Genomic DNA, 26380 nt, shown 5'->3' on the forward strand with positions numbered 1-26380 from the left:
GTGAGCCGCCGTCGTCGTATCACTTCGCCTGCATGCGCCGTTCGTCGAGGACGATGTCGTTGTTGATGGCGTAGACGAAGCAGCCGCCATCCCGGCCGTTCCGCGCGGGATCGCTGTTACATTTCGCAAGCGCGGAGGTCTGGGCGTCTTTAAGGCTGGGGTCCCCTGCCGAGATGAACAGCTTACCCCAGGGATGGATCGCGATCGCCTTGGGCTCCATGGCCTTGTCGTAGTTCTGCACGTCAGGGCGCTGTCGCGTGATCCGCCGGATGATTGGAATCTGCGACAAGTCGTACTTGCCTGCATAATGCAGCCGCGGCATGTCTCTCGACGCGAGCTCGCCTTCAGCGACGATTTCCTCGTTGACCGCCAGCAGGGCGCATGGCTTGCCGTAGCGAAGCTGACAGGATTCCAGTGCACGGTCTCCCGTCGCCGAAGCGTCGTCCTGTTCGCAGGTCCGAAGGTAGCTCGCATTGACGAGCTCCACGGCCTGTCCCTTGTTGGGTTTGCAGGCGAGATAGTCCTTGATCAGCGTGTCGCGAAGCGTTGGGTGTACGGCCGGCGTCGCTGCGGCCATGATCGAGGCCATTGCCCGCTCGAATTGCGATTTGCGTTCGGCATTGGTGAGCGCGGCCATGGCGACGCCCGGAAGCGCCAGAAACACCACCAGGAATTTTGGCACTTTCATATTGCGCCCCCCCCCCCAGACGATTCGGAACTTTAGCCCTCAAGCGCGGCATACGAAACGATTTTCAGCCGGGGACCACGGTGGGCGCGCCCGCCGGTCGGAGCCATACCCCCCGGATCGGGCTGGCCAACCGGCCGGCAATCATTCAAGAACCAGTCCCGTTCAAGTCTCCCAAGGTTGCCTGTCTCATGAAGCCTTCGACCGTCACTTCCGCCGATATCCGCCGGGCACTGCTGCTCCGCGCGGAGATCGCTCTGCTCGATCTCAGGCACGAGGCTGGTTACGCGACGGGACATCCGCTGTTTGCTGCCAACATGGCCGCGGACCGGATCGGGATCGAAGCCGAGGTGCGGCTGCCGCGCAAGGACGTGGCGATCGTGCTCTCTGATGACGGCGAGGGCCTCGTCACTGCCGGCGCCGAGCGGTTGGCCGCGCTCGGCTATACCAATGTCCGCGCGCTCGATGGTGGGCTGAAGGCCTGGCGCGACGCCGGCTATCAAATCTTCGAGGACGTCAACTCCTACTCAAAAGCGTTTGGCGAGCTGGTCGAATCGCGCCGGCACACCCCGTCGTTCAGTGCCGACGAGGTGGCAAAACTCATCGCGGACAAGGCCAACATCGCGATCCTCGACGTTCGCCGCTTCGACGAGTATGCCACCATGAACATCCCGGGCTCGGTCAGCGTGCCCGGCGCGGAGCTGGTGCTGCGGGCAGGGCAGGCGGCACCCGATGTCGACACCACCATCATCGTGAATTGCGCCGGCCGCACCCGCTCGATCATCGGCACCCAATCGCTGATCAATGCCGGCGTGCCGAACAAGGTCCGGGCGCTGCGCAACGGCACCATCGGCTGGACGCTGGCGCGGCATACGCTCGACCACGGTGCCGACCGGCGTGGCGCGATCGGGCCGTTCGAGGGCGGCCCGGCCAATGCGCGCGACGTCGCCTATCGCGCCGGTGTCCGCCATGTCGACGCGAGCGAGATGGCTGCGCTTGTCGCGCAGACCGATCGCACGCTCTATCGCTTCGATGTGCGTGACGCCGAGGAATATGCCGCCGGCCATCTCCCGGGGTTTCGTCACTATCCCGGCGGACAGCTGGTCCAGGAAACCGATATGGCCGCACCGGTGCGCGGCGCGCGCATCGCGCTGACCGATGACAAGGGCGTCCGCGCCGACATGACGGCGTCTTGGCTCGCGCAGATGGGCTGGGAGGTCTATGTGCGGGAAGGTGGCTATGACGGAACGCTCGAAATCGGTCCGCCGCACGTCCTGCCCAAGCCCGACCCCGCCCACCGTTACCGCCGCCCCTATGAAGGCACCGGTGTCGACGAGCGTGCGATGCAGGCCTATCTCGACTGGGAGTATGGCCTGGTCGAACAATTGCGTCTGGACGGCACGCACGGGTTTTACGTGATCTGACGAGCGCCCGCCATCTTCTCCCCGTATCCGAACCCTATTGTGCTGCGCATCCCCCGCGGTCTATGAGCTGCGGCGAAGCTGTGACCCACGGAGATTTCATGTCAGTCCCAGGCCAAAGCCCTGAGCGGAGCGCGCAGGCGCTGCTGCTTGAAGGCGTCAACGACAGCGCCGTGGACCTGTTCAGAACGGCGGGTTTCACCAATGTCGAGCGCCTGACCAAGGCACTGGACGGCGAGGATTTGCGGCGGGCGCTCAAAGGCGTGTCATTGCTCGGCATCCGCTCGCGCACCCAGATCACCGATCAGGTGCTGGAAGCGGCCGACCAGCTTCTCGCCGTCGGCTGCTTCAGCGTCGGCACCAACCAGGTCGATCTGCTGGCGGCGCGCAAGCGCGGCATTCCGGTGTTCAACGCGCCGTTCTCCAACACGCGCAGCGTCGCCGAGCTCGTGATCGGTGAGATCGTGATGCTGCTGCGGCGCATCTTCCCGCGCTCGGTGTCAGCCCATGAGGGCGGCTGGGACAAGTCGGCGACCGGCAGCCGCGAGGTGCGCGGCCGCACCCTCGGCATCATCGGCTACGGCAATATCGGCTCGCAGCTCTCGACGCTGGCCGAGGCGATCGGCATGCGCGTGATCTATTTCGACCGCACCGACAAGCTCCGCCACGGTAACACCGAGCCGGTCGAGAAGCTGGAAGAGCTGCTGGCGCAGAGCGACGTCGTCAGCCTGCATGTGCCGGAAACGCCGGAGACATCAGGGATGATCGGCGAGAAGGAGCTGCGGGCGATGAAGCCCGGCTCCCTCCTGATCAACAACAGCCGCGGCACCGTCGTCGATCTCGATGCGCTGGCGGGAGCTCTGCGCGACGGTCACCTCGCGGGCGCCGCCATCGACGTGTTTCCGGTCGAGCCGTCCTCGAACTCCGATCGCTTCAAGAGCCCGGTGCAGGGCCTCGGCAATGTCATCCTCACCCCGCATATCGGCGGTTCGACTGAGGAGGCGCAGGAGCGCATCGGCGGCGAGGTCGCGCGCAAGCTGGTCGACTTCTTCATCACCGGCTCGACCACGGGGGCGGTGAATTTTCCGGAGGTGCAGCTGCATCTGCGCCCCTCCGGCGCGCGCTTCAGCCACGTCCATCGCAACGTGCCCGGCATGCTGCGCCGGCTCAACGAAGTGTTCCTGCAGCGCGACATCAATATCGCCGCGCAATATCTGGAGACCTCCGGCGACCTCGGTTACGTCGTGCTCGACGCCGACCTCGGCGGCCAAGATTCAGGCGCGCTGCTGCAGCAGATCCGCAGCCTCGAGGGCACCGTCGGCGCGCGGCTGGTGTTTGAGCACTAGCGTCATTGACGGCCGGTCGGAAGGCGCCTTGAATACGGCCTGCTGGCGGAACGAACGAGAACAGAAAGTGCAGGGGGAAACGATGGCGCAAGGGCGTGCGAAGCTGTGTGTATTGCTCGTGGGCGCAGTGACTGCACTGGGCGCGAACTCCGCTGCAGCGGTGACGCTGGCCGAGGATGCGGACGCCGTCTGCAAGGGCATGGTCGGCGGCACTGACGCCGTGAAGATCGATTCGGCGACGTTGCTGGCGCCGTCGCAACTGGCCGTCGCCGAACGCGGCCCGACGCCGTCGGGGCGCGTCACGCCCGCCAATCCCGGCTTCTGCAAGGTGCTCGGCCATATCGATCCCACCGATCCCAAGGCGCCGCCGATCAGATTTCAGGTCAATCTTCCCGTCGAATGGACCGGCCGCTCGCTGCAATATGGCGGGGGCGGATTCAACGGCGTGCTGATCACGGGCCTGACGCTGCCGCCGGCCTATCCCTTCGACAAGCCGTCGCCGCTCGCGCGCGGGTTCGTCACCTACGGCACCGATTCCGGTCATGAGTCCAAGCCGGGCGAACCGCCGCAGCTGTTCGCGCTCAACGACGAAGCCTTCGAGAATTTCGCCCATCGCGCCTACAAGAAGGTACGCGATGCCGCCGTCGCGCTGATGCAGCGCGCCTACGGCAAGAGGCCTGAGAAAATGTACTTCATGGGGTCGTCCGAAGGCGGCCGCGAAGGCCTCACCATGGCACAGCGCTATCCCGATGATTTCGACGGCATCTTTGCCCGCGTGCCCGTCATCAACTGGGTCGGCCTGCAGCATGCCGGCACCCGCTCGGGTCTCGTGACCATGGGCGATGGCTGGATCAATCCGGCGCAGGTGAAGCTCGTCGGCGACGCCGTGCGCGCGGCTTGCGACAAGGCCGACGGCTCCGACGACGCGCTGGTGCAAGATCCCGTGTCCTGCAAGGCGGCGTTCAAGGCGGAGACGCTGCGTTGCGCGAGCGGCAAGACGGGCGATCAGTGCCTCACCGACGCGCAGATCAAGGCGATCGACACCCTGCATGCGACCTACAAATTCCCGTTTCCCCTCGCCAATGGTCTCGATGATTATCCGGGCTGGGGCGTGTCGGGCGAGGACACGCCGGCGGTTGGGCCGACCGGCGGCTGGGTCGCATGGTGGCTCGGCACGGCGTCTCCCGCGCAGCCGCCTGCGCCCAATAACGGCATCGCCTGGATCTACGGCGCCGGCGGCATCCAATATGTGTTCGCGCGCGATCCCAAGCTCGACGTGACGACCTATAAGCCCGAACAGCACAAGGCGCGGCTGCTCGAGGTCTCCAGCCTGATGGATTCAACCGACCCCGATCTCAGCCGCTTCCGCGCTCGCGGCGGCCGGCTGATCATGCTCGAACATATGGCGGACTACGCGCAGAGCCCCTATGCCGGCATCCGCTATTTCGAGAGCGTCGAACGCAAGCTCGGCAAGGCCGAGACGTCCGAGTTCGCGCGGCTCTACACCGCGCCCGGGGTCGATCATGTCGGCTCCGGCGCGCCGGCCAATGTCGACATGCTGAGCGTGCTGGTCGACTGGGTCGAAAAGGGCAAGGCGCCCGGCGATTTGGAAGTCGCCGAGCAGAAGGTCGAAGCGCCGTCGTTCGCGACGCTTCGCGCGCTGCCGCTGTGCCGCTGGCCGGCCTGGCCGCACTACAAGAGCGGTCCGGTGACGGAGGCGTCGAGCTTCACCTGCGCGCCGTAGCCGGCGCGCCACTTCGGAGCGTCACCCGGCGGCCATTGCCTGCGCGCCGCCGAGCAGCTGCGGAGAACAGCATGTCGTCAAGGGCTTCGTCGATATCAGCGGAGATCACGGTGTTGCCGCGGTCCCGTGCGATGCTTCCTTGCGCCAGCCGCCGCATCAGCTCCTTGATGAAGGCGCAACTCGTGCCCTCGCTGCGTCGGGCAGCCTCCGCGATCACCGCCTCCTCGAGCGGCAGTCCCCTGCCGTAGAGCCGGACCAGCTTGCCGCGGCCGGTCTCGTCGGGCAGCGGCACTTTGATAGCTTGATCGATGCGGCCGGGGCGACCCGCGAGAGCTCCCTCGAGGTCCTCCGGCCGGTTGGTGGTCAGAACGAACAGGATGTCGGCGTCTTCCTTCAGCCCGTCCATCTCGTTGAGCAGCTTATTCAGCATGGATTCCTCACACGGTCCCATGTCATCGCGGTCGCGGGCGATGAGATCGACATCCTCGATCACCACCATCGACGGCTGGAGCAGCCGTGCCAGGCTCATATAGGCGCCGAGCAGACCGATCTGCTCGGCCATGATGATCAGCGTCGTATGCCCGGGCAAATGCGTTGCGAGATAGCGGATCGTGTGGGTCTTGCCAGTGCCCGGCGGCCCGTACAGCAAGATGCCTTTGCGTGTCGATTGACCCAGCCGGCGCAATTGGTCTCGGGTGTTGACGAAGGTCAGAACGTTGCGATCGAGCAGCCGCAGGGTCTGCTCCGGCAGGATCACCTCGTCGCGCGACCTGCGGCAAGCGATGCACCGTGATGCCGCGCGAGCGACCGCGATAGTCGGAGTCGGCATCGAGCGACAGGATCTTGCCGCGATAGGTCCGCGCAGCCTGTACGGCTTCTTCCAATTCATTGAAGCATCGCTGGACGAGAGCCGCGCCTGCGGAACCTGAAGGCACCAGGATATCGATCCGAATTCCGGGCTCGCGACTGTATTCGCGGTGTGCGCAGAGCAAAACCGCGTAGCGGAGAACGAAAGGGAACACAAAGAGAAGCGATCGTCAATGGGCGGCGGCGACTAATTGCGATTGGTGGGTGAGGTTCTGGTGCCCCGGTGCGGCCCTGTTGCTCGACGATGCCGCGGCACATCGATCCAGCTGCCGTCCTTTGACATCCCGGGCCGCCTCGATTATATATTTCGCATGCGAAATAAAGCGGCCGGCTCGGGGCATCATCGGCTGATCTACCTGTTGAGCGTGGCCCAACGCCGCGTGCAGCGCTGGATGGCGGGGCAGCCTTCGAGCGAGGTCACGCCGGCGCAGGCAGGACTCCTGTTCATCCTCGGCAAGCAGGATGGCGTCCTGATGGGCGAGGCCGGCGCGGCGCTCGACATGGGGCCGGCCGGCATCTCGGGGCTGGTCGACCGTACGGCGGCGGCTAAACTGGTCGAGCGGCGCGCGGATCACGAGGATGGTCGCGCCTGGCGCGTCTGGCTGACGCCGAAGGGGCGAACGGCGCTGGCGCAGGCGAAGGCCAGCGCAGCAAAGGTCAATGCGGCATTGACGGAAGGATTTACCGGCGCGGAGATCGACATCGTCGCGCGCTGGCTGACGAGCATTCAGGATAAATTTCCAAGAGGAGCGAACGAATGACTGACCAAGTCCGGATCGAGAACAACGGCGGAATTCTCACGCTCACGCTGGCGCGCCCCGACAAGAAGAACGCGCTGACGGATGCGATGTACGGCAAACTTGCCGACGCCATCGAATCCGCCGGGTCGGATGCGTCGGCCCGCGTGATCCTGATCCGCGGCGAAGGCGACATGTTCACTGCCGGCAACGACGTCGGCGAATTCGCCGCGGTCGCAGCGGGCAAGTCGGAAGGAAGCCGCAACGTCGTGCGCTTCATCCAGTCGCTGGCGCGCTGCACCCGGCCCTTGGTTGCGGCGGTGCAGGGCCGCGCCGTCGGCGTCGGCACCACGATGCTGCTGCATTGCGACCTCGTCGTGCTTGCCGACAACGCGCAACTGTCGACGCCCTTCGTCAGCCTTGCGCTGGTGCCGGAAGCCGCCTCCAGCCTGCTGATGCCGGCGCGCATCGGCTACGCGCGGGCCTACGAGATGTTCGCGCTGGGCGAGACCGTGCCGGCCAAATCCGCTCTGGAATGGGGGCTCGCCAACCGCGTGGTGCCGCTCGACAAGCTCGATGCCGAAGCGCTCGCGCTGGCGCAGCGTCTTGCCCGTCAGCCGGCCGGAGCGCTCACCGCCACCAAGAAGCTGATGCGCAATGGCGAGGCGCTGGTCGCGCAGATGAATGCCGAAGGCGAGCAGTTCGGACTGCGCCTGCGCACCGCCGAGGCGCGCGAGGCCTTCACGGCATTTGCGGAGCGCCGCCCGCCGGATTTCACCAAGGTTGCGTGATATCCGGGGCTGTACTGAGGCTCGTCGGGGGCTCGTCGGGCCGGAACTTCAAGCCCATTCGATTAAAACCTTAACGGAACATTGGCATGTCGCGGGCAAGGTGGCGCTCGAAAGAATAGGCCTCGACACCATGGCAATGTTTAAGAAATCGGTAAGTTCGCTCCTCCTGACCTTGATGGCCCTGCTGGCCGCGGGTGCGCTGGCCTCCACGGCGATCCAGATGGTCGGGGCGTTCGGCCGCTATAGCGACAGCCTCGAGACCGCGCGGCTTGCCGCGGCCGACAAGGCGATCTTCCATGGCGTGCTGGCGCTGCGCAACAATCGCGGCGATGCCCAGAGCGCGATTCTCGGCGAGGATGATCCGCGAGCAAAACTAGAGGCGGCGGAGAAGGCCGAGCAGGGCGGCTATGACGCGATCGGCGCCGCGCTTGCCACCGTCGACTTCGCCCGCCGCGATGAACTCGCCGGCACATTGAAGCAGGGCTGGAGCGCCGCGGCGCCGCAATTCCAGCTGTTCTACGACGAGGCCAAGCGTCCGCGTGCCGAGCGCAAGATCGAGCGCACCAACTCCTGGTATGACGCCGTCACGAAGGTGATCGACACGGCCAACCTCGCCTCCACCGCGGTGTCGAACCGTGCCTGGATGGACGACCCCTTCATTGCACGCATGATCCAGGTCCGGCGCTTCGCCTGGCAGGTGCGCGATCGCTATGGAATCCATTGTTCGTCGCTGCGCTCCAACGTCAACGGCAGCAAGCCGCTCGACGACGCTCAGAAGCGGTCAGTGGCGCAATGGGATGGCACGATCACCTCCGGCTGGGCGGGCATGGCCGAGTTGCTGGCTGCGCCGGGCGTGGCGGCGGAGCTGGTGACGGCAGCGACGGAGGCGAAGGCCAAGACCGACGGTGCCCTCAAGCAGATCGGCGACCTCACCAAGAATTTCGACGGCAGCGGCAAGCCCGCGATGCCCGCCGCGGAATGGAATACGCTGTGTCAGTCACCCTTCGCGTCCATCGTCGCGGTGGCGAACAAGGCGCTCGACCAGTCGATCGTCCGGGCGGAGACGGTGCAGGCTAGGGCGCTCACCAATCTCGTCGTGCAGTCGCTCGCGTTCCTGCTCGCGCTCGCCGTGACCCTGGCCGGCGTGTACGTGATCCGCAACCGCCTCATGCGCCCGGTGCGTGCCATCCTGGATGCCATCGCCAAGATCAGCGCCCGCGACTACGCGACACCCGTCCCGCAATCCAGGTATCCCGACGAGTTCGGCACCATGGCCGCCGCGCTCGAAAGCTTGCGCGAGAGCGCGGCGACCGCGGAACGCCTGGGCCGGGAACGCGAATCGCAGCAGGCGCTGCAGCTCGCCCGCTCCGGTACCGTCGATGCGGCTTGCCGCAGTTTCGACGACACCGTGCAAGCCGTCATTCACAGCGTTGCGGCGTCGACGAAGGAGCTCGATGCCACCGCGACCGACGTGCGCTCGCTGGTGTCAGAATCGAGCAGCCAGACCGCGGCGGTCTCGTCCTCCGCCGAACAGGCCACCAACAATCTCGAGACCATCGCGGCCGCGACCGAAGAACTCTCCGCGTCCGTCGGCGAGATCTCCGCGCAGGTGCAGGCCAGCGCACGCGAGGCCCGTGAAGCCGTGTCGCAGGCAGCGCAGACCAATGCGACGGTCGAGATCCTCGATCAGACCGCTGGCCGCATCGGCGAGGTCGTGAAGATGATCAACGCCATCGCAGGACAGACCAATCTGCTGGCGTTGAACGCCACCATCGAAGCTGCGCGCGCGGGCGAGGCCGGCCGCGGCTTCGCCGTAGTCGCCGGCGAGGTCAAGAGCCTCGCCTCGCAGACGGCGACGGCGACGGAAGAGATCTCCCGCCAGGTCGCGGAGATCCAGGGCGCGACCGGCCAGGCGGTCACCGCCATCCGCGCGATCGGCGGCGCGATCAGCGGCATCGACGAGAAGATGACGGCGATCGCGGCCGCGGTCGAACAGCAGCGCGCTGCCACCACCGAGATCTCCCGCAACTTCCAGCAGGCCGCGCAGGGAACCCGCGAAGTCACCGACACCATCGGCAGCGTCGCCAGACTCAACCAGGAGACAGGCAATGCCGGTTCGGTGCTGTCGGTGTCCGTGTCGAAAATGTCCGCCGACGCCGATCGTCTCCGCGTGGCGGTCGAGGGCTTTTTGGGCGCGGTGAGGACCGCATAACTTCGACGATCTTCCGTCCCACCGTCGTGCCATCGGCATTGCCGCCGATGCACGCGGCGGGTACATCTGTGACGCTGCGCGAGCGTTGCGGCAGGTGTAAGAGATATCAGGGATGGAGAGTTCGATGCCGGTCACGCCCCAACACAAGGCCCAGCGCCCCTATCGCGGCGTGTTCCCGGTTGCACCCACCATCTTCGACGAGCGCGGCGAGCTCGACCTCGAGGGACAGCGCCGCTGCATCGATTTCATGATCGACGCAGGCTCGAATGGTCTGTGCATTCTCGCCAATTTTTCCGAGCAGTTCGTGCTCACCGATGCCGAGCGCGAGACCGTGATGCATGCGGTGCTGGAGCATGTCGCGGGCCGCGTTCCCGTGATCGTCACGACCACGCATTTCAGCTCGGTCGTCTGCGCCGCGCGGAGCCAGCAGGCCGAGGCGGCCGGTGCCGCCATGGTCATGGTCATGCCGCCCTATCACGGCGCAACCTTCCGCGTGCCCGAGAAAGGCGTGGTCGAATTCTTCAAGGTGCTGTCGGGCGCGATCAAAATTCCGATCATGATCCAGGATGCGCCTGTCGCCGGCACGCCGCTGTCGGTAGAGCTGCTCGCGCGGCTGGCGCGTGATTTCTCCAACATCCGCTATTTCAAGATCGAGGTTCCAGGCGCTGCGTCAAAGCTGCGCAGCCTGATCGACGCCGGCGGCAGCGATATCGAGGGTCCCTGGGACGGCGAGGAAGCGATCACGCTGCTCGCCGATCTCGATGCCGGCGCCACCGGCGCGATGACCGGCGGCGGCTATCCCGACGGCATCCGCCAGATCGTCGATCCCTATTTCGCCGGCAAGCGTGAAGAGGCCAAAGCCGCCTACGAACGCTGGCTGCCGCTGATCAACTACGAAAACCGCCAATGCGGCCTGATCGCCTGCAAGGCGATGATGCAGGCCGGCGGCGTGATCAAGTCGGACACGGTGCGGCATCCGCTGCAGCCGTTGCACCCGGCGACGCGGGCCGGGCTGCTGGAGCTCGCGAAGGAGCGCGATGCGCTGGCGTTGCGGTGGGGGAAGTAACTCACTCATCGTCGTTGCGAGCAGCGAAGCGACGAAGCAAGCCAGGCCATTTCCGCGGACGCAGTCTGGATTGCTTCGCTGCGCTCGCAATGACGGAGCTTGAGGAAGCTATCTCGCCAACGCCCACTCGCCTACAATGCGAAACCTTGCTCCCGCATCATCCTGCTTGAACAATGCAATGCGATCGATCGCCAGCGCATCAAGCCGGAGCGCCGCGAACCGCGCGCGCAGCGTCTCCAGAATTGGCCTGCGGCGCTCCGCGTCCAGCCGCCCCGTCAACGTCATGTGGAAGCGGAATTCCTCCATCACGTAGGGGTAGCCCCAGCGGTCGAGATAGTCGCGCTGCCGCTCGCTGAGCTTCTCGGGCTTGCGCCGCGCGCGATCTTCCGCCGTCAGGGCGGTGCGAAAGCCATCGAACGCGCGGACGCAATCGGCGGCGAACTCTTGGAGCGCATCGACCGGCTCGGCCGGAATGACCGCGATGAAGCCGCTGATGGCATCGACAATCGGGCGGATCACCGGGATCGACCGCGCCTCGCCAGCGAAGGCCACGCAGGCCGCCAAAAGCTCCGCCTCCGTCCTGCCCGGCGCCAGCGCCATCGGCGCTTTCAGTGTGCCGTGAAAACCGTATTTGCGAGGATCGGCGGTGATGTCGCGCCAGTCCGGCGCGAGACGCGCTGCCTCGGCGGGAAAGGGCAGCTCGTTGCCGGTATAGACATCGTAACCGAGCAGCTCCGCGCCGAAGCGGGAGAGGGCGCTGTCGCTGCCTGCGGCAAAATAGATCGCGTAGCGGGGGAAACTTGTCATCGTCCGAGCATAGCGGGTTTATGCCGCGACGACAGCTTCGCGCGGGGTAGCCGCCATGCCAAGCAACCGCGTCGCGTCGGTGAGATGCACGAGCTTGCCGCCCGATATCACGGCGATCAGCCGCGGCCGCAGCGGCACGCTGTCGTCGACCAGCAGAATGTCCGCGCGTCGGCCTTCCGCGAGCACGCCGCGATCGGCAAGGCCGGTCGCGCGCGCCGGCGCGGCGGAGACCAGGTTCCAGGCTTCGGTCAGCGGCAGCACGCCATCGGCGGCGAGGCGGAACGCAGCGAGCAGCTGCGCGGGATAGTAATAGTCCGAGGCCAGCACGGAGCAGAGCCCCTTGGCGATCATGTCGGATGCTTTGGTCCAGCCCGTGTGGCTGCCGCCGCGCACGACGTTCGGTGCGCCGTAGACGATGTCGTCGCCGTGGCTTGCCGCCGCCCGCGCCGTCTCCTCGTTGATCGGAAACTCCGCGATCGCCACGCCCATGGCGCGAAAGCCCTCGCGCATCGCCAGTGTCGCATCGTCATGCGAGAGCATCCGCACCCCGGCGGCGCGGGCAGTCGCAGCAAGCCGCGACATGGAAGCCGGGACCTCGCTGGCGCGCGAAAGCACGTGTCGGACCAGCCGATCGAATTCCTCGCTCGACAGGCCGGTGCGCTCCACCATGCGGTTGCGCTTGCGGGGCTTGGCCATGTCCCCAACCGTGCCGTCCATGTGGTCGTTGAAGGCGAACAGGTCGACGCGGCCATCGCTGAGCCACTGGCTGATCTCGGTTTCGGCGTCGAGATTATAGGTCTCGTGGCGCAGGTGAAAGCGGGTGTCGGCCGCGAATTGCGGGCGCTGCCGTTCGATCGCCTCCATCAGGCCGCGCGCATTGTCGGCGCTGCGCAGGCCCGGCTCCCACGAACAGGTCGTGGCGTGAAACACCGTGGTGATGCCGTTGCCGATCGCCTGGCGGTCGCTATCGGCGAGCGCCACGTCGATTGGAAAATCGACCCCGGCGCGCGGCATCATCTGCCGCTCGAAGGCATCGCCATGCAGATCGACGATGCCCGGCAGGACCAGCAGGTCGCGCGCGTCGATAGCCAGCCGCGCCCGGCCGCGAGAGGCATCGATCTCTGCGATGTCCGTTCCGGACAGGGCAAGCGAAGTTTCGACGAGCTCGGAGCCGATCAGGGTCCGGCCGCCCTCAAGGAAAATGTCTGTCACGCGACCGCGCTTGGTTTGCTGCCAAGAGGACTGTTGAGAGAACTTGCTCGTGCTTCGTATGTCGAGAGAAAATCTTCAATCCCGAGCTTGCGGAAGTCGGGCAATGCTGCACGCAATTTGTCGTGATCCCAATCCCACCAGGCGAGGCTGGCGAGCCGTCCGGCAACCTCTTCCGAGAACCGCCGGCGCACGATGCGCGCCGGATTGCCGGCGACGATGGTGTAGGCCGGCACGTCCTTGGTGACGATGGCGCCGGCCGCGATCACCGCGCCGGTGCCGATGTTGCGACCCGGCAGCACGATCGCGCCATGGCCGATCCAGACGTCATGGCCGATATGGACATGATGCTGGCGCCGCCAGCCGAAGAATTCCGTGTCGTCGCTCTGGCCTTCGAAATAGGCGCTCGAACGATAGGTGAAGTGCGCCTGCGTGGCGCGGTGCATCGGGTGGTTGCCCGGATTGATCCGCGTCACCGCCGCGATCGAGCAGAATTTTCCGATGGTGGTGTAGGTGATCTGGGCGTCGTTCACGACATAGGAGTAATCGCCCATCGTCACCTCGTGTAGCATCGTGCGCGCGCCGACCTCGGTATAGGCGCCAAGCCTGGCGTCGTGCAGCTTCGCCGAGGGATCGATGGTCGGCTGGACCGAAAGAGCTTTGGCGGCCATGTTGCATCCGAACGAGAGGGCGGGCGTTTCTCTTCGAGCGGCTTGATGACAATGTCATGACGACGCGATGACAGGGGATGAACAGGGGATGATGTGTGTAGGATCGCCGCACCGCAACGTCCGTGTCACACAAGTGTCAAGCGCCGGCGTTAGCGGTGGGTCCCAGCTACTCTGGAGCCCTGCATGCTGGTGGTTGAAGGTCTAACGTGTCGCTTCGGCGTGAAAGCCGCGGTGGACGACGCCTCGTTTCAAGTCTCTCCCGGCGGCTTCGTCGGCGTGATCGGACGGTCCGGCGCCGGCAAGTCGACCCTGCTGCGGACCATCAACCGTCTCGCGGCCCCTTCGCAGGGCCGCATCCTGTTCGACGGCCTCGACGTCACGGCGCTGCGCGGCAAGGAGCTGCGGCAGTGGCGGGCGCGCTCGGCGATGATCTTTCAGCAGTTCAATCTGGTCGGCCGGCTCGATGTTCTCACCAACGTCCTGATGGGACGGCTTGCGACGATGCCGGCCTGGCGCTCGCTGTCGCAGACCTGGCCCGAGCAGGACAAGGCGCTGGCGATGTCCGCGCTTGAGCAGTTCGACATCGCCCCGCTAGCAGCCCAGCGCGCCGACCAACTCTCCGGCGGCCAGCAGCAGCGCGTCGCGATCGCCCGCGCGCTGGTGCAGCAGCCCGACATCATCCTCGCCGACGAGCCGATCGCTTCGCTCGATCCGCGCAACACCAAGATCGTCATGGATGCGCTTTTGCGCATCAACAAGCATTTTGGCATCACCGTGCTCTGCAATCTGCATTCGCTCGACCTGGCGCGCAGCTATTGCGACCGCCTGATCGGCATGGCGCAGGGACGCGTGGTGTTTGACGGCGCACCGGCTGAGTTGACCGAGCACGTTGCGCGCGAGCTCTACGATCTCGAAGCCGCCGATGTCATGGGCGGCACGCTCGCACCGGTGCGACAGGGCATTCCGGTGCTTGGAACGGCGGCCGCCGCCTGAGCGGCGCCGCATCAGGACCCACCAGTTTTGCGTCAACCGACCTCAACCAATGAAGAGGCTATCATGATCACTCGCAGATTGATTCTTGCCGGCGCCGCCGCGCTCGCGTTCACGACCTCGGCTTCCGCCGAGGACTGGAAAGCTAGATATCCCGAACTGACCTTCGCGGTCATTCCGGCGGAAAACGCCTCGGGCGTCACCGAGCGCTGGGCGCCGTTCATGAACTATCTCTCCAAGGAATTGGGCGTGAAAGTCACGCTGCGCATCGCCAACGACTACGCGGCCGTCATCGAAGGTCAGCGTGCCGGCAACATTCATATCGCAAGCTATGGCTCGGCGTCGTTTGCCCGCGCCCGCCTGACCGGCGTCAAGACCGACGCCTTCGCCAACGACATCAACTCCGACGGCTCCACCGGTTACTACTCGGTGTTCTTCGTCAAGGCTAGCAGCCCCTACAAGAGCATCGACCAGCTCAAGGGCAAGAACCTCGGCCTGGTCGACCCGAACTCAACCTCCGGCAACAACGTGCCGCGTTTCGAGCTCGACAAAATGGGCATCGCGGACGCCGACACCTATTTCAGCAAGGTCGTCTTCACCGGCAGCCACGAGAACGCGATCCTGGCACTGGCGCAGGGCACGGTCGACGTCGCGGCCAACCAGTGGACCAGCGACGACGATTCGACGCTGGCGCAGATGCTGACTAAGGGCATGCTGAAGAATGCCGATGGCTCGGCGATGAAGAAGGATGATTTCCGCATCATCCACAAGTCGGCGCCGATCATCAACGGCCCCTATGCCTACAATTCCGATCTGCCGGAAGAGGCCAAGGCCGCGATCGCGAAGGCGTTCTTCGACGCGCCGGCCAAGGACAAGGCTGCCTTCGACCGCCTCCAGGACGGCCAGAAGAAGGGTTTTCATCCCGCGACCACCAAGGATTGGGATGGCACGATCGAGCTGATCAAGTTCGTCGATGCGCTGCGTAAGAAGAAGGCGTCCTGAGTTTCGGGACGATGCCACTGGAGCCGGGTCGATGGACCCGGCTCTTTCTCTTTGATTGACCATTTTTCCTGGCCAAGATGACCGTCGCGGTTTCGATCCTCCCGGAGCAGCAGCTCGCCGTGCTCAACGCCGCCTATCGCCAGGCGGTCGCGCGCAGGCGAGGGCGCCTCCTGTTCGGAGCCGTGGTGTTCGCCGCTGCGCTGCTTCTGGCGGCGATCGGCGCGGAAGTGAATCTGCGGACGCTGTTCGCCCATTACGGCAACTTCATCAGCTATTTCGACCGCATCCTCACACTCGACAGCGGACAGCGGGTCTGGACCGATGTCGGCGAGTGGCTCTGGGGCTGGCGCAAATGGCTGAGGATGCTGGGCGAGACCCTGCTGATCTCCTATGTCGGCACGTTGATCGGCGCGACTTTTGCCTTCTGCCTGAACTTCTTCGCGGCTGAAAACACCTCGCCCGCGCCCTGGCTGCGGTTCGCGGTGCGGCGCCTACTTGAATTCGCCCGCACGGTGCCCGGCATCGTGTTTGCGCTGATCTTCGTGATCGCCTTCGGGCTCGGACCGATGGCGGGCGTACTGGCCATTGCGATTCACTCCACCGGCGCGCTCGGAAAGCTGTTCTCCGAGATCGTCGAGAACGCCGACATGAAGCCGGTCGAAGGCGTCCGCTCGACCGGCGCGAGCTGGCTCTCCTGCATGCGCTTCGCCATCCTGCCGCAGGTCACGGCGGGCTATGCCAGCTACGCGCTGCTGCGTTTCGAGATCAACGTCCGCGAGGCCTCCGTGATGGGATTCGTCGGCGCCGGCGGCATCGGCCAGGAGCTGGTCGTCGCCATCCGCAAGTTCTATTACTCCGACGTCAGCGCCATCCTGCTCACCATCATCGTCACTGTCTTCATCATCGACATCAGCACCGGCTGGCTGCGCGGCCGCCTGTTCGGCAGGGAGACGCGGACGTGACGGGGCCGCAGGAGATCGACATCGCCGCGCTTCGCGCGCGCTACCCCGATGTGTTCGACCGGCCGGCCTCGGCGCGGCTCGCCATGCCGGGGATGATCGTCGCGGCGCTCGCGATCCTGATTTATGGCCTCGTCGATCTCGATTTCTCGCCCTCGCGCTTCGTCGCCGGCCTCAGCCAGCTCGGCTGGATCAGCTTGATGATGATTCCGCCGGATCCCGGCTCGTCGCTGCCGATCTATCTGAAGGCGCTGGGCGAGACCCTGTCGATCGCGCTGCTCGGCACGACGCTGGCTGCGGTGTTCGCGCTGCCGGTCAGTCTTCTTGCCGCGCGTAACGTGGTGCCGTCGAGTATTTTGCGCTTCCCGATTCGACGCTTCCTGGATTCGATCCGCGGCATCGACACGCTGATCTGGGCGCTGGTGTGGATCAACGTGGTCGGGCTCGGCCCGTTTGCCGGCGTGCTCGCCATTGCCGTGTCCGATTTCGGCGCCTTTGGAAAGCTGTTCTCGGAGGCGATCGAGGGCGCGGACCAGAAGCAGGTCGAGGGCATCCGCGCCTCCGGCGGCAGTGCGCTGCACGAGATCCGCTTCGGTCTGCTGCCGCAGGTTTTGCCCGTGATCGCCGGCCAAGTGCTCTATTTCATCGAGTCGAACACGCGTTCGGCTACCATCATCGGCATCGTCGGTGCCGGCGGTATCGGCCTCCAGCTCGCCGAGCAGATCCGCGTGCTGGAATGGCAGAAGGTGTCGTTCCTGATCCTGATGATCCTGGTCGCGGTCGCCGCGATCGATTTCGTCTCGGGAAAACTGCGCTTCGCGATTATTGGGCGAAGGGCGGTCGCCTGATCACCGATTTCGTAGGGTGGTAAAACGCAGCGTGCGCACCAGTTCAATCGCAGCACTGGATGGATGGTGGGCACGGCGCAAGTGCGCCTTTGCCCACCCTAGGACTCCACCAAAAATTCCACCCGCTCCGCCGCAAAGCGCGAATGCTTGGTGACCAGCGGCTTGCCGTCGAGATCGTGATCGGTGGCGTCGACCACCAGGATCGGCCGTCCCAGCGCCAGATCGAGCCGTGCGGCGTCGGTTGCGTCAACGATGCCGGCGGTGATCCGGGTCGCGCCGCGGCGATAGTCGCGGACGCCGTAATGCTCGAGCAATTTCGTCATCGAGCGGGTCGCGGCAAAGACGTCGCCCGCACCCGGAAACAGCTGCGCCGACAGCCACGTCGTGGAGACGCAGATCGGTGTGCGGTCGGCGAGGCGCATCGCCTCGATCCGCACCAGCGGTGCACCGGTCTTGAGGCCGAGTTCCCGCGCGAGTTCGCGGGTCGCGACATCATCGGACGCCTCGATCAACCGGCCATGCGGTTCGCGGCCGTCCGCGCCGACGATCTCGGAGAAACGGGTCCGCGAGCGCAGCGGATAGGCGAGCTTCTGCGCCTCGACGTAGGTTCCGCTGCCGCGTTCGGCCCGCACGATGCCGCGCTCCGCAAGCGCGGCCAGCGCGCGCCGCACGGTGTGGCGGTTGACGCGATAGGTTTCGGCGATCTCCACCTCGCCCGGCAGCTTGTCGCCGGCCGCAAAGCGGCCGTCGGCGATGCCGCGCTCGATGCCGTCGGCAACGAGGCGCCACAATGCGACGCCGGAGGAAGCTGTGTCCTGCATGCTCATGTGGCCGGGAAGCTACTCCAGAAATCACGCCCTTGTCACCAAACAGTCATGGCGCTCCGCTATCAAGTTGTCTAGTATCATAGACAACTTAGACTCGGCAAGTTCTGCAGAAAAGTCGGTGGATGTGGTGACCCAGCACAACAATCAGCAAGCCCAGCGCAGGGCCGCAATGGCCGTGCTGGCGCACGCCGAGGCGGGCGAGATCGCCGCTCGCCTCCGCGCTCTCGCTTTGCCAGCGCATCAGGATCTGCGCGCGCCGGAAAACGGCCTCGTCATGCTGCGCGGCCGGGTCGGCGGCGACGGCGCGCCGTTCAACCTTGGCGAAGCCACGGTGTCGCGCGCCGCGGTGCGGCTTGCGAGCGGCGAGGTCGGCTTCGGTTACACGCTCGGTCGCGACGGCGAGAAGGCGCGGCTGATCGCGCTGTGCGATGCGCTGGTGCAGTCCAGCGATTTCGGCGGCGCGGTGGAGCGGGACATTATCGCGCCGTTGCGTGAGCAGCTGATGGCCAAGCGCAAACAGGTGGCGGCCGAGACCGCCGCGACGAAGGTTGATTTCTACACCATGGTGCGCGGTGAGGGGTGAGATCATGACCACGATTGCTGAACTGCCGCCGGGGTTCGCCGACAAGGTGCTGTCGGCGCAATCGACCTTTCGCTCGGTCATGGACGCGATGGCGCGGCCGGGATCGGTCCAGCGCATCGTGCCGACATCAGGAGCGCCTCAAACGATGATGCGCGGCACGGCCGCGATCGCGCTGACGCTGTTCGACCACGACACGCCGCTCTGGCTCGATGCGCGCATGTCGGAAAGCACCGACGTGACAAAATGGCTGAAGTTCCACACCGGCGCACCGGTGGTGCAGGATCCCTCGATCGCCAGCTTCGCGCTGATCAGCGATGGTGGGGCGCTGCCTTCGCTCGAGCGCTTCGCGCTCGGCACCAGCGAATATCCGGATCGGTCGACCACGTTGATTCTTCAGGTCGAGAGCCTGGACGGAGGACGGAGCTTCGAGCTGCGCGGTCCCGGCATCGACGGCGTCGCCACGCTCCAGGCGTCGATCAAGCCGTTCGACCTGTTCGAGCGCCTGCGCGTCAACGAAACGCTGTTTCCGCGCGGCATCGATGTGGTGCTGGTCGCCGACGATGCCGTGGTTGCGATCCCGCGCACCACGCGTGTCGTGAGCAAGGGAAGCTAAGCATGTATGTCGCAGTCAAAGGCGGCGAACGCGCCATCGAGAACGCCCATCGCCTGCTCGCCAGTGCGCGGCGCGGCGATCAAAGCGTGCCGGAAATCACGCTCGACCAGATCTCGGAGCAACTCGGCCTCGCCGTGGATCGCGTCATGAGCGAAGGCTCGCTCTATGACCGCGAGCTCGCGGCGCTCGCCATCAAGCAGGCGCGCGGCGATCTGATCGAGGCGATCTTCCTGGTCCGTGCCTTCCGCGCCACGCTGCCGCGCTTCGGCGCCAGCGAGCCGGTCGAGACCGGCGCGATGCGGGTGCAGCGGCGGGTGTCCTCGACCTTCAAGGACGTTCCCGGCGGCCAGATTCTCGGGCCGACCTTCGACTACACCCATCGCCTGCTCGATCCCTCGCTCGCCGAAGGCTTTGTGCCGGAAGCGCCAGCGACGGCCGAAGCATCGACAGTGCCCACCCCGCGGGTGACGGATATCCTCGGCCGCGACGGCCTGATCGAATCCTCGCCGCAAGCGGAAGAGGGCGCCAGCGTCGGCGACCTCACCCGCGAGCCGCTGAACTTTCCGGCGGATCGTGACCTGCGCCTGCAAAATCTCGCGCGTGGCGACGAAGGGTTCTTGCTGGCGATGGGCTATTCCACCCAGCGCGGCTACGGCCGCAACCATCCCTTCGCCGGCGAGATTCGCTTCGGCGAGGTCGATGTTGAATTTTCGGCGGAAGACGCCGGCTTCGTCGTGCCGCTCGGCTCGATCGAGCTCACCGAGTGTCAGATGGTCAACCAGTTCAAGGGCTCCGCGACCGAAGCGCCGTGCTTCACCCGCGGTTATGGCCTCGCCTTCGGCCAGAGCGAACGCAAGACCATGTCGATGGCGCTGGTCGACCGCGCGTTGCGTGCGCGCGAGCTCGGCGAAGAGGCACTCGCCCCTGCGCAAGACGAAGAATTCGTGATGTCGCATTCGGACAACGTCCAGGCGACCGGCTTCGTCGAGCATCTGAAGCTGCCGCATTATGTCGACTTCCAGTCCGAGCTCGGCCTGTTGCGCAAGCTGCGCAAGGAATTCACTGAAGCCAATGCGCCCGACGCCATGAAGGAGGCCGCGGAATGAACGCGCCCGCCTACAATTTCGCCTATCTCGACGAACAGACCAAACGGATGATCCGCCGCGCGATCCTGAAGGCGATCGCGATCCCCGGCTATCAGGTGCCGTTCGCCAGCCGTGAAATGCCGATGCCCTACGGCTGGGGCACCGGCGGCGTCCAGGTCACCGCGGCGATCCTCGGGCCCGAGGACGTGCTGAAAGTGATCGACCAGGGCTCCGACGACACCACCAACGCGATCTCGATCCGCAAATTCTTCGCCAAGACCGCCGGTGTCGCCACGACGACGGCGACGGAAGATGCGACCGTGATCCAGACCCGTCACCGCATCCCCGAGACATCGCTGCACGCGAATCAGGTGTTGGTCTATCAGGTGCCGATCCCGGAGCCACTGCGTTTCCTCGAGCCGCGCGAGACCGAGACGCGGCGCATGCACGCGCTCGCCGAATACGGCCTGATGCATGTCAAGCTCTACGAGGACATCGCCCGCTTCGGCCATATCGCGACGGCTTACGCCTATCCGGTGAAGGTCAATGCGCGCTACGTCATGGACCCGTCGCCGACGCCGAAATTCGACAATCCCAAGATGGACAATTGCCCGGCGCTGCAACTGTTCGGCGCCGGTCGCGAGAAACGCATCTATGCGATCCCGCCCTATACGCAAGTCGTGTCGCTCGACTTCGAGGACCATCCCTTCGAGCCGTATCGCTTCAACGCGCCTTGCGCACTGTGCGCCGCGGAAAATTCCTATCTCGACGAGATCGTCACCGACGACAAGGGCGGTCGCATGTTCGTCTGCTCCGACACCGATTATTGCGAGGGCCGCCAGGCCGCCGGCCATCACGGCAGCCTCAGCGCCGCGCCGTACAAGGACAAGGCGCAGGAGGCATCGAATGGCTGATCAAGACATGCTCGAGAACGACGAGCCGCTGCTGGTCGCAAAATCCCTCAGCAAGTCCTATGGCCGCATCGCGGCATGCCGCGACGTGTCTTTTGCGCTCTATCCCGGCGAAGTGCTGGCCATCGTCGGCGAATCCGGCTCGGGCAAATCGACGCTGCTGCAGCTCCTGTCCGGTCAGCTCGCGGCCAGCGGTGGGCACGTCTCCTATCGGATGCGCGACGGCGTCATTCGCGATCTCGCCACGCTGGGCGAGGCCGAGCGGCGCTTCCTGTTCCGCACCGATTGGGGTTTCGTTCATCAGGATCCCGCGCAGGGGCTGCGCATGGCGGTCTCGGCCGGCGCCAATGTCGGTGAACGGTTGATGGCGGTGGGCTGGAATCATTACGGCCGCATTCGCGATACCGCGTCGGACTGGCTGACCCGCGTCGAGATCGACATCGCACGCATCGACGATGCGCCGCGGACCTATTCCGGCGGCATGCGCCAGCGTCTCCAGATCGCCCGCAACCTCGTCACCGAGCCGCGGCTGGTGTTCATGGACGAGCCGACCGGCGGACTTGATGTTTCGGTGCAGGCGCGCCTGCTCGATCTCGTGCGCAGCCTCGTCGCCGAGCTGCACCTCGCGGTCATCATCGTCACCCATGATCTCGCGGTCGCGCGCCTGCTGTCGCACCGTGTGATGGTGATGAAGGGCGGCCGCGTGATCGAGACCGGCCTCACCGACCAGGTGCTCGACGATCCCCGCGAGCCCTATACCCAGCTGCTCGTCTCCTCGATTCTGCCGCCATGAGGCTTCAACGCCATGAGCCTTGCAAGAAGAGTTTTCCAATGACCGCCATGATCGACATCGCCGACGCCAACAAGACCTTCACGATGCACCTGCAAGGCGGCATCGAATTGCCCGTGGTCAGCGGCGTGACGTTCCACGTCGATCCCGGCGAATGCGTCGTGCTGTCGGGGCCATCAGGCGCCGGAAAATCGTCGATCCTGAAGATGATATTCGGCAACTATCGCTGCGACTCCGGCCGCATCGGCATCCGCCATCGTGGCGAGGTGATCGATCTCGCCACCGCCGAGCCGCGGCAGGTCCTCAACATCCGCCGCGCGACCATCGGCTATGTCAGCCAGTTCCTGCGCGCGGTGCCGCGCGTCGCCACCGTCGACGTGGTCGCCGAGCCGCTGATCGTCAACGGTCTGGCGCGCGCGGAGGCACGAGCCCGTGCCGGCGAACTGTTGCATCGTCTCAACATCCCCGAGCGGCTCTGGCAGCTGCCTCCCGCGACCTTCTCCGGCGGCGAGCAGCAGCGCGTCAACATCGCGCGCGGCTTCATCTCGGATCTGCCGATCCTGCTGCTCGACGAGCCGACCGCCTCGCTCGACGCCGCCAACCGCGCCGTCGTGGTCGGGCTGGTCGCCGAAAAGAAGCGCCAGGGCGTCGCCATGGTCGCCATTGTCCATGACGACGAAATCCGTCATCTGATTGCCGACCGCATCGTCGACGTCACCAGCTTCGCCGCCGCGGCCTGAAGGAAATGGACATGAACGCCAAGAAGGACATCGTGATCGCCAACGCCAGGATCGTGCTGGCGGAACGGGTGATCGAGCAGGGCTGGGTTGCTCTCGCCGATGGACGTATTGCCGAGATCGGCGAGGGCAGGGCGCCCACGGGGGCAGAGGATGCCGGCGGCGATCTGATCATGCCCGGCTTGATCGAGCTCCACACCGACCATCTCGAAGCGCATTACGTGCCGCGGCCGAAAGTGTTCTGGAATCCGGTCGCCGCCGTCGTCTCCTATGACGGCCAGCTCGCGACGTCGGGCATCACCACAGTGTTCGATTCGCTCCGGGTCTGGCGCGAGGACGGCGCCGAAGAAGTCGACGGACGCGCCGGCACGCTCGCCGCCGCGATCACGACCGCGCGCGATGCCGACCTGCTGCGCGCCGATCACTTCCTGCATCTGCGCTGCGAAATCCCGATGCCGAGCGTGGTCGAGGAGGCCAGGGAGCTGATCGACCGTCCCGACGTGCGGCTGATGTCGCTGATGGACCACACCCCCGGCCAGCGCCAGTTCCGCGATGAAGGCAAGCTGCGCGACTATTATCGCGGCAAGGGCGGCGGCAAGACCGATGCCGAGCTCGACCAGCTGTTCGCGAAGCGTTTCGAGTATCAGAAGGCCTATGCCGCGACCAACATGCGCGAGATCGTGGCGCTGGCACACAAGTACAAGATCCCGCTGGCGAGCCATGACGATACCACCGAGGAGAACGTCGTGGACGCCGTGCGCGATGGGGTTTCGGTCGCGGAATTCCCGACCACGCTGGAGGCCGCGCGCGGCCTGCACGAGGCCGGCATCGACATCCTGATGGGCGCGCCGAACGTCGTGCGCGGCGGCTCGCATTCCGGCAACATCGCCGCGGTCGATCTCGCCCGCGAGGGCCTGCTCGACATCCTGTCGTCGGACTACATTCCCTCGAGCCTTTTGATGGCCGCGCTGCATTTGCCCGAGCATGTGCCCGCCATCAGTCTTGCGGCGGCGATCCGCACGGTGACGAAGGCGCCCGCGGAGGCCGTCGGCCTGTCCGACCGCGGTGAAATTGCCGTCGGCAAGCGTGCCGATCTGATCCGTGTGCACGTCGCGGGCAGCGTCCCCGCCGTCCGCAGCGTCTGGCGCGAAGGAAGCCGTGTCGCATGAGCGAGACCGTCACCTCGGCGGGACAGACGGCGGGCGCGATCGGGCCCGGGCGGCTCGTGCTCGTGGTCGGTCCCAGCGGTGCCGGCAAGGACACGCTGCTGCGGCTGGCGCGGGCGGCGTGCATCGAGGACCACGACATCGTCTTTCCGCGCCGCGTCGTGACGCGCGAGTCCTCGGCCGACGAAGACAATGTCGCGGTGAGCCCTGACGAGTTCCGCCGCGCGCTCGAGCGTGGGGATTTCGCCGTGCATTGGGAAGCGCATGGGCATTGCTACGCGCTGCCGCGCAACCTCAACGACGATATTCGTTCCGGACGCGCCGTCGTGGCCAATGTGTCGCGCACGGTGATCGGCGCGTTACGCAAAGCTTACGCCAACGTCGTGGTGGTCGCGATCACGGCGCCGCCGGATGTGTTGGCGCAGCGGCTTGCCGCACGCGCCCGGAACAGTGACGGCAATATCACGGAACGGCTGACGCGCAGCGTCGAGGACGCATCGGCGCAAGCCGACGTCACCATCCTCAACGCGGGCAGCGCAGAGTATCACGGCCACCAGCTTCTGCGCGTGATCAAGAACCAGGGCTGGCACGAATAGCCCGCGCAACAAGGAGACTGGAATGTCGGTGATTGAAACGGTCGAGCAGCTTGAGGCCATCTACGGCGTCACCAACGACGCCTCGACCGTGAAAGTCGCCGACCACGTCACCCCGCTCTATCGCGTCTTCATCGAAAAGGCGCCGTTCGCCGCGCTCGCCACTATCGGACCCGAGGGGATCGACTGCTCGCCGCGCGGCGATCTCTCCGGCTTCGTCCGCATTCATGACCCGAAGACGCTGATGCTGCCGGACCGCCGCGGCAATAACCGGGTCGATTCCTTGCGCAACATCGTGCGCGATCCCAGGGTGTCCCTGATGTTCCTGATCCCCGGCTCCGGCAATGCGGTCCGGGCCAATGGCCGGGCGCATCTTTCGATCGATCCCGAGCTGCTGGCCTCGTTCAAGGTCGAAAGCAAGGCGCCGCGCAGTGTCATGGTGATGACGGTCGACGAGATCTACTTCCAGTGCGCCCGCGCCATCGTCCGCTCCGATCTCTGGAATCCCGACAAGCGCATCGACCCCAAGACGCTGCCGACGCCCGGCCAGATCCTCGCCGAGATGAGCGAGAACAAGGTCGGCGGCGCGGAATATGATCGCGCCTGGCCCGAGCGGGCGGCCGCGACGATGTGGTGATGCGTTTTCCCTTCTCCCGCAAGGGAAGAACTCATCGCGAGATGAATTCGTTTGCCTGCGCTCGCGCCCGGAGAAGTGCCGATGCGCGCCGGTGGCAATTATGGATGGCCATTTCATTGACCGATCGCGCTAAACGCTCGATATTCCAGGCATCGACACTGCTCCTCGAGCCGAAGCCGCGATATGAGAACCGATCACCAGCGCAGTAACAATGACATGCATGCGTGGATGACGCTGCGCTGTTTCTCAGCGGCCACCGGCGCCTGTTGTTGTTGCTGACCGCCGTCTTCTAGCAGCACCTCACCCAGCAGATCCCGAGACAGGAAACGCCGAGACCCCGGTGGACGAGCAGTCATGTCCAAAATTCAATCGAATGCCTACATCATCGAAATCTACGACCGCGCCGCCGGCATCGTTACGAGGGATACGCGCGGCTTCCGCTTCTTCTCCTCCGAGCGTCTGTTCGACAGCCTCGAGGGTCGCCAGTTCCGCTCGGCGCGCGAGGCGGAGCGCGCCGCACGCGCGGTGTTCTCCGAGCGGAGCCGGCGCGCGAACTGATCAACTCCGGCGGCGCGCCCTGGTGCGTGCCGCCTTCTTTGCGGCGGTGGAGCGGACCTTGGCGCCCTTGGTGCGGCTCGCCTTGCGCGCGGCGGCTGAACGCGACGCGGCCGATCGCTGGCTCGCGGCACGCTTGCCCTGTTTCGACAGTGCGCCGCGCGACGCGGTCAAGCGCGGCTCCTTCTTCAAGACTTCTGCGACCGCCCGCGACACGCGCGGCCGGCGTTTCGGGGTGCGCTTGCCCTGACCGACCTCATAGGCATATTTGGCGCTGCGTCGCGTCGCCTTCTTGACGCGTCCTTTGCGCGGCGGCGGCAGATCGACGCCGGCGCGGCGCGCTTCGGACAGACCGATGGCAATGGCCTGCTTCGTCGAGCGCGCGCCATGCTTGCCCTTGCGGATCTTGTCGATCTGGTCCTTGACGAATTCGCCGGCCTGCGTGGTTGCCGATTTCCCGGCGCGCTTGTCTTGCCTGGCTTTGCGAATGGCTTCCTGTCTTGGCATGGTCCAGTTCCCTCTGCAATT

At 65.6% G+C, this 26380-nt stretch carries 28 protein-coding genes; 21 read left to right on the forward strand and 7 right to left on the reverse strand.

Annotated features, from left to right (window positions below; all coding sequences use genetic code 11):
• Nucleotides 1–19 precede the first annotated feature (19 nt).
• A complete protein-coding gene (locus tag IVA75_RS05645) occupies nucleotides 20–688 on the reverse strand; it encodes a hypothetical protein (protein WP_247285637.1) in 669 nt (222 codons plus the stop codon).
• A 188-nt stretch (nucleotides 689–876) separates the two neighbouring features.
• On the opposite strand from IVA75_RS05645, the gene IVA75_RS05650 reads away from it, so the two are divergent.
• From IVA75_RS05650 to IVA75_RS05660, 3 genes are all read left to right on the forward strand, one after another.
• Nucleotides 877–2109, forward strand: coding sequence for a rhodanese-like domain-containing protein (locus IVA75_RS05650; RefSeq protein ID WP_247285638.1), 1233 nt, complete (start codon nucleotides 877–879; stop codon nucleotides 2107–2109).
• Between the two features lie 98 nt (nucleotides 2110–2207).
• Nucleotides 2208–3452, forward strand: a complete 1245-nt coding sequence (gene serA / locus IVA75_RS05655) for a phosphoglycerate dehydrogenase (RefSeq protein WP_247285640.1) — start codon at nucleotides 2208–2210, stop codon at nucleotides 3450–3452.
• 82 nt (nucleotides 3453–3534) lie between these two features.
• Nucleotides 3535–5196 (forward strand): tannase/feruloyl esterase family alpha/beta hydrolase, encoded by a 1662-nt coding sequence (locus tag IVA75_RS05660; RefSeq protein ID WP_247285642.1) that lies wholly within the window; start codon nucleotides 3535–3537, stop codon nucleotides 5194–5196.
• On the opposite strand, the gene IVA75_RS05665 is transcribed toward IVA75_RS05660, so the two are convergent.
• On the reverse strand, nucleotides 5180–6025 hold the full coding sequence (locus IVA75_RS05665) for an ATP-binding protein (RefSeq protein WP_247285644.1): 846 nt from the start codon (nucleotides 6023–6025) through the stop codon (nucleotides 5180–5182). The genes IVA75_RS05660 and IVA75_RS05665 overlap by 17 nt on opposite strands.
• 349 nt (nucleotides 6026–6374) lie before the next feature.
• On the opposite strand from IVA75_RS05665, the gene IVA75_RS05670 reads away from it, so the two are divergent.
• The 4 genes from IVA75_RS05670 to IVA75_RS05685 all read left to right on the forward strand — a co-directional run bounded on the left by IVA75_RS05670 (nucleotide 6375) and on the right by IVA75_RS05685 (nucleotide 10869).
• Nucleotides 6375–6824, forward strand: a complete 450-nt coding sequence (locus tag IVA75_RS05670) for a MarR family winged helix-turn-helix transcriptional regulator (RefSeq protein ID WP_247285646.1) — start codon at nucleotides 6375–6377, stop codon at nucleotides 6822–6824.
• A complete protein-coding gene (locus IVA75_RS05675; RefSeq protein ID WP_247285648.1) occupies nucleotides 6821–7591 on the forward strand; it encodes an enoyl-CoA hydratase in 771 nt (256 codons plus the stop codon). The genes IVA75_RS05670 and IVA75_RS05675 overlap by 4 nt, the downstream gene beginning before the upstream one ends.
• A 130-nt stretch (nucleotides 7592–7721) precedes the next feature.
• Entirely contained in the window at nucleotides 7722–9803 is a 2082-nt protein-coding gene (locus IVA75_RS05680; RefSeq protein WP_027565759.1) for a methyl-accepting chemotaxis protein, read from the forward strand.
• 124 nt (nucleotides 9804–9927) lie between these two features.
• Nucleotides 9928–10869, forward strand: coding sequence for a dihydrodipicolinate synthase family protein (locus IVA75_RS05685; RefSeq protein WP_027565758.1), 942 nt, complete (start codon nucleotides 9928–9930; stop codon nucleotides 10867–10869).
• A gap of 108 nt (nucleotides 10870–10977) precedes the next feature.
• On the opposite strand, the gene IVA75_RS05690 is transcribed toward IVA75_RS05685, so the two are convergent.
• The 3 genes from IVA75_RS05690 to IVA75_RS05700 are packed head-to-tail and all read right to left on the reverse strand — an operon-like array spanning nucleotide 10978 to nucleotide 13556.
• Nucleotides 10978–11676, reverse strand: a complete 699-nt coding sequence (locus tag IVA75_RS05690) for a DUF1045 domain-containing protein (RefSeq protein ID WP_247285650.1) — start codon at nucleotides 11674–11676, stop codon at nucleotides 10978–10980.
• A gap of 18 nt (nucleotides 11677–11694) precedes the next feature.
• Nucleotides 11695–12888 carry an alpha-D-ribose 1-methylphosphonate 5-triphosphate diphosphatase gene (locus IVA75_RS05695; RefSeq protein ID WP_247285651.1) on the reverse strand — a complete coding sequence of 398 codons (1194 nt, stop codon included), beginning with the start codon at nucleotides 12886–12888 and terminating at the stop codon, nucleotides 11695–11697.
• Nucleotides 12885–13556, reverse strand: a complete 672-nt coding sequence (locus tag IVA75_RS05700) for a chloramphenicol acetyltransferase (RefSeq protein ID WP_247285652.1) — start codon at nucleotides 13554–13556, stop codon at nucleotides 12885–12887. The genes IVA75_RS05695 and IVA75_RS05700 overlap by 4 nt, the downstream gene beginning before the upstream one ends.
• A gap of 183 nt (nucleotides 13557–13739) precedes the next feature.
• On the opposite strand from IVA75_RS05700, the gene phnC reads away from it, so the two are divergent.
• The 4 genes from phnC (at nucleotide 13740) to phnE (IVA75_RS05720) (ending at nucleotide 17355) form a co-directional block, all read left to right on the forward strand.
• Nucleotides 13740–14549: a phosphonate ABC transporter ATP-binding protein gene (gene phnC / locus IVA75_RS05705; protein ID WP_247285653.1), complete on the forward strand. Its 810-nt coding sequence runs from the start codon at nucleotides 13740–13742 to the stop codon at nucleotides 14547–14549.
• A gap of 63 nt (nucleotides 14550–14612) precedes the next feature.
• Entirely contained in the window at nucleotides 14613–15548 is a 936-nt protein-coding gene (phnD, locus tag IVA75_RS05710; protein WP_027565753.1) for a phosphonate ABC transporter substrate-binding protein, read from the forward strand.
• Between the two features lie 77 nt (nucleotides 15549–15625).
• Entirely contained in the window at nucleotides 15626–16510 is an 885-nt protein-coding gene (gene phnE / locus IVA75_RS05715; RefSeq protein WP_247285654.1) for a phosphonate ABC transporter, permease protein PhnE, read from the forward strand.
• Nucleotides 16511–16593: 83 nt separating this feature from the next.
• Entirely contained in the window at nucleotides 16594–17355 is a 762-nt protein-coding gene (gene phnE, locus IVA75_RS05720; RefSeq protein ID WP_247285850.1) for a phosphonate ABC transporter, permease protein PhnE, read from the forward strand.
• 98 nt (nucleotides 17356–17453) lie between these two features.
• Here phnE (IVA75_RS05720) and phnF read toward each other — a convergent pair whose 3' ends face one another.
• Nucleotides 17454–18182 carry a phosphonate metabolism transcriptional regulator PhnF gene (gene phnF / locus IVA75_RS05725; RefSeq protein WP_247285655.1) on the reverse strand — a complete coding sequence of 243 codons (729 nt, stop codon included), beginning with the start codon at nucleotides 18180–18182 and terminating at the stop codon, nucleotides 17454–17456.
• Between the two features lie 118 nt (nucleotides 18183–18300).
• Between phnF and phnG the strand changes: the two genes are divergently transcribed.
• The 10 genes from phnG (at nucleotide 18301) to IVA75_RS05775 (ending at nucleotide 25855) form a co-directional block, all read left to right on the forward strand.
• Nucleotides 18301–18765 carry a phosphonate C-P lyase system protein PhnG gene (gene phnG, locus IVA75_RS05730; protein ID WP_247285656.1) on the forward strand — a complete coding sequence of 155 codons (465 nt, stop codon included), beginning with the start codon at nucleotides 18301–18303 and terminating at the stop codon, nucleotides 18763–18765.
• 4 nt (nucleotides 18766–18769) lie between these two features.
• The gene (phnH, locus tag IVA75_RS05735) at nucleotides 18770–19378 is read left to right on the forward strand and encodes a phosphonate C-P lyase system protein PhnH (RefSeq protein ID WP_247285657.1); all 609 of its coding nucleotides are present in this window, start codon (nucleotides 18770–18772) and stop codon (nucleotides 19376–19378) included.
• A gap of 2 nt (nucleotides 19379–19380) precedes the next feature.
• Nucleotides 19381–20484, forward strand: coding sequence for a carbon-phosphorus lyase complex subunit PhnI (locus tag IVA75_RS05740; RefSeq protein WP_247285658.1), 1104 nt, complete (start codon nucleotides 19381–19383; stop codon nucleotides 20482–20484).
• Nucleotides 20481–21377, forward strand: coding sequence for an alpha-D-ribose 1-methylphosphonate 5-phosphate C-P-lyase PhnJ (locus IVA75_RS05745; protein WP_247285659.1), 897 nt, complete (start codon nucleotides 20481–20483; stop codon nucleotides 21375–21377). Before IVA75_RS05740 ends, IVA75_RS05745 begins: the two co-directional genes overlap by 4 nt.
• A complete protein-coding gene (gene phnK / locus IVA75_RS05750; RefSeq protein ID WP_247285660.1) occupies nucleotides 21370–22167 on the forward strand; it encodes a phosphonate C-P lyase system protein PhnK in 798 nt (265 codons plus the stop codon). The genes IVA75_RS05745 and phnK overlap by 8 nt, the downstream gene beginning before the upstream one ends.
• A 38-nt stretch (nucleotides 22168–22205) precedes the next feature.
• A complete protein-coding gene (gene phnL, locus IVA75_RS05755; RefSeq protein ID WP_247285661.1) occupies nucleotides 22206–22904 on the forward strand; it encodes a phosphonate C-P lyase system protein PhnL in 699 nt (232 codons plus the stop codon).
• 11 nt (nucleotides 22905–22915) lie between these two features.
• Nucleotides 22916–24070 (forward strand): alpha-D-ribose 1-methylphosphonate 5-triphosphate diphosphatase, encoded by a 1155-nt coding sequence (locus tag IVA75_RS05760; protein ID WP_247285662.1) that lies wholly within the window; start codon nucleotides 22916–22918, stop codon nucleotides 24068–24070.
• Nucleotides 24067–24663 carry a phosphonate metabolism protein/1,5-bisphosphokinase (PRPP-forming) PhnN gene (gene phnN / locus IVA75_RS05765; RefSeq protein WP_247285663.1) on the forward strand — a complete coding sequence of 199 codons (597 nt, stop codon included), beginning with the start codon at nucleotides 24067–24069 and terminating at the stop codon, nucleotides 24661–24663. The genes IVA75_RS05760 and phnN overlap by 4 nt, the downstream gene beginning before the upstream one ends.
• 22 nt (nucleotides 24664–24685) lie before the next feature.
• Complete coding sequence (locus IVA75_RS05770; protein ID WP_247285664.1) at nucleotides 24686–25297, forward strand: pyridoxamine 5'-phosphate oxidase family protein; 612 nt, start codon at nucleotides 24686–24688, stop codon at nucleotides 25295–25297.
• A 354-nt stretch (nucleotides 25298–25651) separates the two neighbouring features.
• Nucleotides 25652–25855 carry a hypothetical protein gene (locus tag IVA75_RS05775; RefSeq protein WP_247285665.1) on the forward strand — a complete coding sequence of 68 codons (204 nt, stop codon included), beginning with the start codon at nucleotides 25652–25654 and terminating at the stop codon, nucleotides 25853–25855.
• Here IVA75_RS05775 and IVA75_RS05780 read toward each other — a convergent pair whose 3' ends face one another.
• Nucleotides 25856–26359, reverse strand: coding sequence for a DUF6496 domain-containing protein (locus IVA75_RS05780; protein WP_247285667.1), 504 nt, complete (start codon nucleotides 26357–26359; stop codon nucleotides 25856–25858). It lies immediately after the preceding gene.
• Between the last annotated feature and the right edge of the window lie 21 nt (nucleotides 26360–26380).

This window comes from Bradyrhizobium sp. 134 (assembly GCF_023074155.1).
GTDB lineage: Bacteria > Pseudomonadota > Alphaproteobacteria > Rhizobiales > Xanthobacteraceae > Bradyrhizobium.